At 45.7% G+C, this 9,473-nt stretch carries 10 protein-coding genes; 6 read left to right on the top strand and 4 right to left on the bottom strand.

From position 1 onward, the window contains the following. Positions 1–353 precede the first annotated feature (353 nt). From MiSe_RS20300 to MiSe_RS20285, 4 genes are all read right to left on the bottom strand, one after another. A complete protein-coding gene (locus tag MiSe_RS20300) occupies positions 354–1,940 on the bottom strand; it encodes an iron uptake porin (protein ID WP_226584289.1) in 1,587 nt (528 codons plus the stop codon). Between the two features lie 186 nt (positions 1,941–2,126). Then, positions 2,127–2,801, bottom strand: a complete 675-nt coding sequence (locus MiSe_RS20295; protein WP_226584287.1) for a response regulator transcription factor — start codon at positions 2,799–2,801, stop codon at positions 2,127–2,129. After that, on the bottom strand, positions 2,779–4,167 hold the full coding sequence (locus tag MiSe_RS20290) for a sensor histidine kinase (protein WP_226584286.1): 1,389 nt from the start codon (positions 4,165–4,167) through the stop codon (positions 2,779–2,781). Before MiSe_RS20290 ends, MiSe_RS20295 begins: the two co-directional genes overlap by 23 nt. Before the next feature lie 369 nt (positions 4,168–4,536). Continuing rightward, on the bottom strand, positions 4,537–5,427 hold the full coding sequence (locus MiSe_RS20285) for an alpha/beta fold hydrolase (protein WP_226584284.1): 891 nt from the start codon (positions 5,425–5,427) through the stop codon (positions 4,537–4,539). A gap of 14 nt (positions 5,428–5,441) precedes the next feature. Between MiSe_RS20285 and MiSe_RS20280 the strand changes: the two genes are divergently transcribed. From MiSe_RS20280 to frr, 6 genes are all read left to right on the top strand, one after another. Continuing rightward, positions 5,442–5,648: a hypothetical protein gene (locus MiSe_RS20280; RefSeq protein WP_226584282.1), complete on the top strand. Its 207-nt coding sequence runs from the start codon at positions 5,442–5,444 to the stop codon at positions 5,646–5,648. Between the two features lie 67 nt (positions 5,649–5,715). Beyond that, positions 5,716–6,264, top strand: a complete 549-nt coding sequence (locus MiSe_RS20275) for a thioredoxin family protein (protein WP_226584280.1) — start codon at positions 5,716–5,718, stop codon at positions 6,262–6,264. Between the two features lie 411 nt (positions 6,265–6,675). Continuing rightward, a complete protein-coding gene (locus MiSe_RS20270) occupies positions 6,676–6,879 on the top strand; it encodes a hypothetical protein (protein ID WP_226584279.1) in 204 nt (67 codons plus the stop codon). Between the two features lie 957 nt (positions 6,880–7,836). Next, positions 7,837–8,010: a hypothetical protein gene (locus MiSe_RS52790; protein WP_444980524.1), complete on the top strand. Its 174-nt coding sequence runs from the start codon at positions 7,837–7,839 to the stop codon at positions 8,008–8,010. Between the two features lie 109 nt (positions 8,011–8,119). Continuing rightward, positions 8,120–8,848: a UMP kinase gene (pyrH, locus tag MiSe_RS20260; protein WP_226584277.1), complete on the top strand. Its 729-nt coding sequence runs from the start codon at positions 8,120–8,122 to the stop codon at positions 8,846–8,848. Then, positions 8,835–9,383: a ribosome recycling factor gene (gene frr / locus MiSe_RS20255; RefSeq protein ID WP_226584274.1), complete on the top strand. Its 549-nt coding sequence runs from the start codon at positions 8,835–8,837 to the stop codon at positions 9,381–9,383. The genes pyrH and frr overlap by 14 nt, the downstream gene beginning before the upstream one ends. The last annotated feature ends 90 nt before the right edge of the window (positions 9,384–9,473 follow it).

Below are 9,473 nucleotides of genomic sequence, written 5' to 3'. Positions count from 1 at the left end.
TGGCTAATGGCTAATGGCTAATGGCTAATGGCTAATGGCTAATGGCTAATGGCTAATGGCTAATGGCTAATGGCTAATGGCTAATGGCTAATGGCTAATGGCTAATGGCTAATGGCTAATGGCTAATACTATAACCGCAAAATATTCCCATGAGCAATTAGCAATTAGCTATTAGCAATGCCAACTTGGGTTATTTAACTAACCACAGCGGGAAGAGAGTATTGTGGTGTAGGCGTCCCGCCTGCTAATAACCAATTGACCAATTAGCAATTAGCAATTAGCAATTAGCAATTAGCAATTAGCAATTAGCAATTAGCAATTAGCAATTAGCAATTAGCAATTAGCAATTAGCATCAAAAACTAAAAGTTGTCCGAATTGTGCCTAGATAAATTGTGTCGTTATCCCGGTTGTGTTCGGGATTGGTAACCACCAAAAAACCCAAGGTAACGGCGATATTATCCATGACTGGATAGCGATAGAAAGCTTCGAGTTGCAATGAGGTATCGGGGTCTTCATAGTCGCTACCATCAACGGCAAAATCGTTACTCAAGACCTTTGGCGGTACACCAATCATTAAACCAACTAAACTGCCTTCTTTAATTAAATCCTTCGCCGCCAGCGTCAGCGCCCAGTTTAAAATGTTTGCTTGAGGATTGTCGGGTAAATCGGTAGCGGTGGCGCGGGTGAAGCCCACCCAGCCTGATAAAGTTAAATTAGGTGTGAATTCGATACTAGATTGCACTCCTAAAGAGTCGGCAGATATCGCTTCACTTTCGTCATCAAAGGGATCCTTGGCGCGATCGCTTCCCGTTCCCGTATTGATGTTATTGTAAGACCGCACGTAGGTTAAACCAATCGCCGCCGAGTCATTGGGTTCGAGGGTGAGTTGCGCGATCGCACCATAAGCACCCCCGCCAATTCCAATTCCCGGATCGTTCGCTTCTTCTGCTAAATATCCCAAACTCAAACTAACAACATCGTTAAATTCATAAGTCACGCCTACGCCGCTACCGCCGCCTTGTCTATAGATGGGATTTCTCGTTGCGAACCGAGAAATTGCCCCCTCAGAAGAGGAACCAAAAAGAGGATTGAGAGTATCGGCTATATCGTTCAATCCACCCCCTACTGCTTCAAGTAAAATTGTTGCTTTTTTCCCCAGGGGAAAGCGATAGTTCAAGCGATTTATTTCAAATTGATTGCCGCTATCCCCTTGAAAGGATAAGCGAGCCATACTTGTTTCCGTCGCTCTATCTAATCTGGAAATATTACTAGCTTGGATGCGAGTTCTCAAACGATCTTTGCCAGTAAAACTGGTATCAAAAGTCAGCCTGGTTCGCTGACCAAATGTGAGGTTATTGTCCGTGCGTTCCCCACTCCCATCTGCTCTTTCAGTATCCCCCACACTGCTGACTGCAAACAGCACTTGCCCAGTCAGTTTAGTACTTAAAGAAAATGGCTCTGCCGTCCCCTGGCGATTTTCGATTCTCTCAAATTTTCCTTTAATTTCTGCTAACTCTGTGGCAAATTCTGCCTGCAATCGGTTGATTGCTTCTATCTCTTCTTTTGTTACTGGACGCAGATACTCCATCGCCGCGTAAAGTGCTGCCGCAAATTCATAGCGGCTGATCGGACGGTTTCCCCGCCATGTTCCGTCTGGATAACCTTCAATTACTCCGTAGGTTTCTACTAAAGATCGGAGTGCTTGATAAGCCCAATCTGTGGGCTGAACATCGGTTAATTGCCACACTGGAGTAATGCGTTCTCTGGGTTTATTTTGTTGATTGGGGTTGGTTGGAAAAATGGGAGTTTGCGGTTGTGTTGTCTGAGCAAATGGCAGGTGGATCGCGAAGGAATTTTCGATGTAAATTAAGCTTAAATAGCTCCCCAATATAAGACTTTGACCTAAGTTTAACAACCTGTTCAATTCACCCTCAACCACTGTTTTTGCTCTACTACTTGCAGCCAAATTATATTAAAATTTTATAATTTTTTCATGAATCATAAATGAGAAAATTCTCACAATTGGTAATTGGTCATTGGTAAAATTGGTTTTCATTACCCATGACCAATTACCCATGACCGATTACCCTCGTTCCCACGTCTGAAAAGGGAACGCCATTACCGATTACCGATTACTCCGGAGTTTATAACCGATCCCTCTGACTGTCTCGATATAGTCGCCTTTGAGCTTTTTACGCAGATATCCCACATAAACATCTACGATATTGGAACCGGGGTCGTAGTCGTAACCCCAGACATGTTCTAACAAGCGATCGCGACTCAAAACTTGCCCCGGATGACGCAGAAACATTTCCATTAAAGCGAATTCCCGCACAGAAAGATCGAGAGTGCGATCTCCTTGCTTCACCCCGCGCTTGCGTAAGTCTAATGTAACATCTTCTACCCGTAAAACCATCTCTTCGTTTGCTTTTGGTGAGCTAGCATCGCGCAACCGCAAGCGTACCCGTGCCACTAATTCTTCCAAGCTAAACGGCTTGGTCATGTAATCATCGGCACCACTTTCTAATCCAGCCACGCGATCGCTAACATCGCCCCTAGCTGTGAGAATAATAATTGGAATTTTCTCTCCCCGACCCCGTACTTCTTCGAGTATCTTCCATCCATCTTTACCAGGCAGATTTATATCCAAAATCAGCAGGTCGAAATTTTCGCTACAAGCTATAGAAGCGGCTTCATTACCGTTGGTAACCTGGGTGGTGGTGAAGCCATTTGCTTGTAGACCTTTTTCCAGAAATTTGGCAATTCGCTCTTCGTCTTCAGCAATTAGAATGCGGTTCATTTAAAAATACCTCCTGGGGGGGTTCCGGTGGTAAAATCAGGGTGAAAGTAGAGCCTGCACCCGGTTTGCTAACCAGTTCGATTGAACCGCCGTGAGCTTCTGCGATCGCGCGGACAATAGCTAATCCTAAACCCATCCCCTCCGGACGACGGCGACTCGCAGAAGCACGAGCAAACCGTTCAAAAATCCGCTTTTGGTCGGCAAGGGAAATTCCCGCACCCGTATCCCTTACCCAAAGATGAACTTTACCCTGAATTAGCGTCGAACCCAAAGCAATTTCATCTCCTTCTTTTGTGTGCTGAGTTGCATTCTGCGCCAAGTTCACTATCGCCTGAGTTATCCGCTGACGATCCGCGACAATGCGTCCTTTTCCCTTACCTTCCAAACGCCAGTTGCGATCGCCTAAAGCTTTTGCCTTAGCAAAAATTTCCTCAGTCAGCAAACCAATATCCACCAGTTCTAGCATTAAAAAATCCGGTTGTTCTGCTTTAGCTAGCAGCAAAAGGTCATTGACAAAACGATTCATTCGATCCAACTCATCCGTCACCAACTCGATCGTTTCCCTTTGCTTGGGAATTTCGCTTCCCAACAATTCCAAATAACCTCGAATAATTGTAATCGGCGTTCGCAATTCGTGTCCCACATCATCGATAAAGTTTCGCTGATTTGCAAAAGCAGTTTCCAAGCGCTCCAACATTTCGTTAAAGGTAGCAGATAATTCGGCAATTTCATCGTAACCCTGCACGGGAATTCGTCGAGTCAAGTCAGATTCGCTAATTTCGCGAGCCGTTTCTGTAAGTTCGCTTAGGGGAGCCAGCACCCGTCCAGCCGTAATCCAAGCTAAAGTTGAGGCTACAGCTAAGACAAAAATTCCCACCTGAATCACAACAAAAACAGCTTCATCTACTTCCTCACGTTCACCCGAAAGCCAATGGACGACCACAAACACCCCTCGAACTTCGCCTTCAACGAGCACGGGTTCTGCTGCATAAAGGATCGTAGCTTCAGGCGTTAAAACTTCTCCCCGACTTGGCTGGGTTACTTGCGCCCATTGCTTGATAATGTTTGAATCCCCGCTTAAAGGTGGTGGCACCGCTCTGGGGCTAGCTCTCTCCAGTTTTCCGTCTAAAATAGCGAGCAAAAACTCATCATCCTCGGGAATATTTCGCGCCATAAATAGCTTGAAAATTCCATCCACATCACTCCCAAAAGGTTCTCCCGTCTTGGGGTTTTTCCCCTCCCTAACCAGTTGGCGGAACTCTTCTACTTCTTGAATCAGCGACTTTTCAATTCGCCTTTCTAAGCGGGCAAATAGAGTTTGACGAATTGCCAGAATAGATATTACGTCAGAAAAAGCAATCAGCAAGATTCACCAGCCTAGAATACTTGTGCGTGTCCCAAAAAGTACTCGGCGCCATCCTGTCTGCTGATTCTTCATGCATCACTTTAAATTTCTTTGATTCATCATCATATTTTATGACAATAGTTCGCCATTCGTTGTTCCTTGTTTTTTGCCACAATCAACAAAAGCACAGCCCAGCCATACTCCCAAGAAAATTGAGTATCAATGGTCACAAGTATTTATGCTGTTCGTAGTCAGGACTAAAGTCCTGATAGCGGTTTGCCACGGGCGAGAAATACACTTGTAGCCATTTGCAGTCGAATCAACGGGGGTAGGGACTAAGGCTAAAGTAAGTGTCCCATTCCTCAAAGTTTTTCTCCTGCCTTGTCCCTACTAAGCAGATTGCTGTAAAATCCAATCTTGTAAAATTGGATTGACTAATTCCGGGGCTTCATCTTGCGGACAATGTCCCACACCTTCCAAAGGTATAAACTTTTGTACTTGTGGGTAATTTGCCAATTCTCGCCCTAAATCAAAGGGTTCCCAAGGGTCATCTGTTCCCCACAACATGATGGCAGGACAGGGTAAAATTGGCAACAAATCTTCCGGTAATGGCCCGGAAGAATAGCGGGTAAAGGCAGCAAATACATCCACCGCACCCGAATCGAAAGCGGGTGAAATTAGCATATCAACCAATTCATCTGTAACGGCTTCGGGATGCTTGTAAGCTTGCAGGAGAATTTTACGTACCGCTTTAGGGTTGGCAATTTGACTGAAGAATAGCTGTGCAATCCATCTCACCCCTAGCAACTGTTGAACCACAGATGCGCCAAAGCTGCGATACCAAGGCATGTGGATGCGCTTGCGTTCGTGCAGCATCCGCAGGGAACAGTTGATTAAGGCAACTTGTTTGGCAATATCTGGATAATCTACCGCAGCTTGCATAACAACGATACAGCCAATCGAATTACCGACTAAAAAAGCGGCACCGCCGACGACTTCTTTACAGAAATCGGCTATTTGCTTTCCCCAGGTTTCAAAGGTGTAATTCATCTCGACTCCAGGGGTGGGTTTTGCCGAACCGCCAAAACCAATTAAGTCAATCGCGTAAACTCGTGCATTTTGTGCTAGGACGGGGATATTTTTGCGCCAGTGTCCCCAGGAAGCGCCAAATCCGTGGACTAGAACGACTGCGGGACCAGAGTTTCCTTGAGTTTGATAGCAGATGGGGAAACCTTGCCAAGTCCAAGTATGAGTCGTGGTGGTGGAAGCAGTATCGATCATCGGAGTGGGAATGAATGGTGCGATTGCCTATGGCAGCGTGCCATCTATTATTGTTACAATTCTTTATAGATTATGGAATGTGGGCTGTGATGGTTTTTCCGCTACCCGTGCAGCCTGGGTCAAAATTATGTCAGGATCGAGATAATGACTTGGTGATTTTTGCAGAGGCTGGTGCAAACTCCTATCTGGAAAAACCGACCAAACGGCAGATAACCGATTAAAATTCAATTGTTAAATCCAAAATCTCAAATCTCAAATCTCAAATCTCAAATCAAAAATCTCCCTGATATGGAAAAAACCGGCACAACCATTGGCAGCTACGCTCCCGATTTTGAACTGCCGGGAATCGATCGAGCAGTTCACCACCTGGCTCGCTATCTGGAAAAGTACCGAGGGGTTGGCGTTATTTTCATGTGCAATCACTGCCCTTACGTTAACGGGTGTATCGACCATCTCAAACAAATTCAGGCGGATTTTGAGAGCGAAGGGTTTACCTTGATCGGCATCAACGCCAACGATGCTAGCTTGTATCCCGAAGATAGCTTTGACAACATGCTTTGCTTCGGGGACGAGTATCAACTCAACTTTCCCTACTTGCGAGATCCAACTCAGGATGTGGCGAAGAGCTTTGGTGCGACGGTGACACCCCAGGCATTCCTGTTAGACGATAAAGGCGTGCTGCGTTACTGCGGCAGTATTAACGATCGTCCTCAAGCACCGGAATTGGTGGAGATGGCTTATTTACGCAATGCGATCGCTCAATTGCTCAAAGGAGAACCAATCAACCCATCCTTTACCGAACCCGTCGGTTGCTCTTTAATCAAATGGCGACCCTGAAGACGTGGCAATAGGTCATGAACCCCACGCATAAATGCGGGGGCTGGTAAAAAAAACATTCTTGGCATAGCTCGAATATTGCAGCCTGCCCACATCACCAGACTAAGACTTACTTTGTCACGGTAGGAACAAGCGTTAAAATTCCTACCTACGAATGCATGAACCAGTTTGAGCTGCTAGAACTTCAGCATTAAACAGGTGTACAAGGGTTAAGCCAGTGTGTTGAAGAAAGTACCGATTCTGAACATTGTCGTTAGCGAAGCGGGGCGTTAGCCCTGTTCACATTACCCCGCAAGGGAGATTAAAACTCATGTTTGTGTTTGTTTCAACCGTTGTCGTCAAAATTTGCAAAAAACTCATTGGCTAGATGCTGCAAATGTAGGAGCCTCAACCCCTGATGCAAAAATTTTGGTGTCAAACCCTTTGATTATCAAAGCGACAGGGAATGGCAATCGTCTGTGGGGAACAAATGCTTTTGGTTTTCCAATTCGACATCGCTCAAATACCAAGAAACACTTTGGTTTTAAAACAGGCGATATAGTTAAAGCTGTTGTCACCAAGGGCAAAAAAATTGGCTCTTATGTGGGTCGGGTTCAATGCCCTCGCAACAGGTAGTTTCGAGAGCGCAACGGCTACAGGTCGGGTAGCAGGGATTAGTTATAAATATTGTTCGTTTATTCATAGGAGCGACGGTTATGCCTATCAATAAAAATACTCAAAACAAATCAAAGAAGACTTACAAAAAGAAAACCCGTCACTCAAAATCGCTCTCGACAAAACCTCAACCCAACAGTGTGCAGAAAATCAGGCTATATCCTAGCCCCGAACTGCACAAGGTCACAGAAGTGCTGGCTGGCTCAGTACTGTAACGGCAAGCAGCTTGTTTTGCAGCTGACGATGCCTTCCGCAGCGGCAAAAAATATGGAGGGATTGCCAAGTTTAAATCGGCATCAGCCACCAGCCAAACAATACAGTTCAAGCCTGGTAATTAACGCAAGTTGCTAGTTATAAACAAGCGCGTTGCCAGCTTGCTAATTGCCAGCTTGCTAATCTTGGATTTTTACCAATCTCGCCATTAGCCATTAGCCATTAGCCGCTCCCAGAGAGATCACTAGCAACTTGAGTTAATTACAAAAATGCAACGTGGTATTGCCAAGGGAGACATCGGACGCATTCAAAAGCAGTGTAGACACCTTGACAAACTAATTAGCCGTTCTACCAAGGTTTCTTGCCGACAGGGGAGAAAGATCACGATTGCTGCTGGTCGAATCAGAGAAAGAATCCAAAATATGAGCAAATATTTGCACAACAAAAACACTAATTTTTTGGTAAAATACTACATGGATTTTTCTTCCTACTTTTGAATAAAGTCAGATGGCGAGCCAAAATAATTCGGAAAAACCCCGCATAATTAACAACAATTACGCGACTAAACTGTTGATATTTTTAATAAAACTTTGAGCCAAAAATAAAGCAATAAAAGGCGTGATTGTTGTTCTGTGCAACGAATCATAGAGGTAAAAAAAAGGCGGAAACTGTGGCTACATTCACCACAAGCTTGGTGGCGTAAAAGTGTTCAAATGCCCAGATTGTGGGATTCGTATCCCCCGTGATGTCAAGGGCGCACGTAATATTTTATTGCGTGCAAAGCAGGCAACTGCCTTTACCGTAACCCATGATTATATCGTGCTTTCTGATTTGTCAGAATTGACGGATGCTATAGTTAATCACGTTTGGGCGTTTTGATTAGCTTAAAAGTTGCACATCTGCCCCCTGTACTGCTATCTTAGGTTGGAGATTGTTTGACTTGATAAACAATAATTATTGTGGTGGGAATATTCTGGCGGAGGTCTAGATGGGGATAGCATACCGGCGGGTATTGCTAAAGCTGAGCGGTGAAGCCTTAATGGGTAACCTTGGCTACGGAATCGATCCGGCGGTGGTTCAAGAAATCGCTCAGGAAGTGGCAGAAGTGATCAACAGCGGCGTTCAAATCGCTATCGTTGTTGGTGGGGGTAACATCTTTCGCGGCGTCAAAGCCGCGTCAGCAGGGATGGATCGCGCAACGGCAGACTATATCGGCATGATCGCAACGGTAATGAATGCCATGACGTTGCAGGATGGGTTGGAACAAATCGGCGTGCCGACGCGCGTGCAAACCGCGATCGCCATGCAGGAAGTCGCAGAACCATACATCCGGCGTCGCGCCATTCGTCACCTGGAAAAAGGACGAGTGGTAATTTTTGGCGCTGGATCGGGAAATCCTTTCTTTACCACCGATACAACGGCGGCGCTGAGAGCGGCTGAAATTAACGCCGATGTGATTTTTAAAGCCACAAAAGTAGATGGGGTTTACGATAGCGATCCCCACGTGAATCCAGATGCCAAACGCTACCAAAGCTTGACCTACGGTCACGTTTTGGTTAACGATCTGCGAGTGATGGATGGGACTGCGATCGCTCTATGTAGAGAGAACAACATCCCAATTATGGTGTTTGACCTGGGAGTTCGCGGCAATATCCATCGCGCAGTCATGGGAGAACCTGTGGGAACAATTGTCGGAGGTTTTTGTGAAGTTAGCTGATGCTGAAAGTCATATGCAAAAAGCGATTGAGTCTACTCAACGCTCGTTTAATTCTATCCGCACGGGTAGAGCCAATGCCGCACTCCTCGACCGGGTAATGGTAGAATACTACGGGAGTCCAACACCTCTCAAATCTCTAGCCAACATCAATACCCCGGATGCGAGTACGATTGCAATTCAACCCTACGACCGCAGCAGTTTGAACTTAATCGAAAAAGCCATTTCCATGTCGGATATCGGCTTAACTCCTAGTAACGACGGTTCGGTGATTCGGTTGAATATTCCTCCCCTTACCAGCGAACGCCGCAAAGAATTAGTCAAAGTAGCTGCTAAGTATGCCGAAGAAGGAAAAGTTTCGATTCGCAATATCCGCCGCGACACCGTAGACAACATCCGCAAGCAGGAAAAAAGCAGCGAAGTTTCTGAAGATGAAGCGCGGAACATGCAAGATAAAATTCAAAAACTGACCGACAAGTACATCGCCAAAATTGATGAACTGTTAGCCGAAAAAGAAAAAGACATCACCACGGTATAAAGTAACCGATGCACCAGCGATTAGCCTCAAAGGGATTGCCGTTCGTAGTAGGCGCTGTCTTCGCCGTTCCGTTCCAGTTCGTAGTAGGCG

The organism is Microseira wollei NIES-4236, assembly GCF_020521235.1.
Taxonomy (GTDB): domain Bacteria; phylum Cyanobacteriota; class Cyanobacteriia; order Cyanobacteriales; family Aerosakkonemataceae; genus Microseira; species Microseira wollei.
The sequence above is the reverse complement of the archived record's forward strand: the minus strand, read 5'-3'. Positions and strand labels throughout refer to the sequence as shown.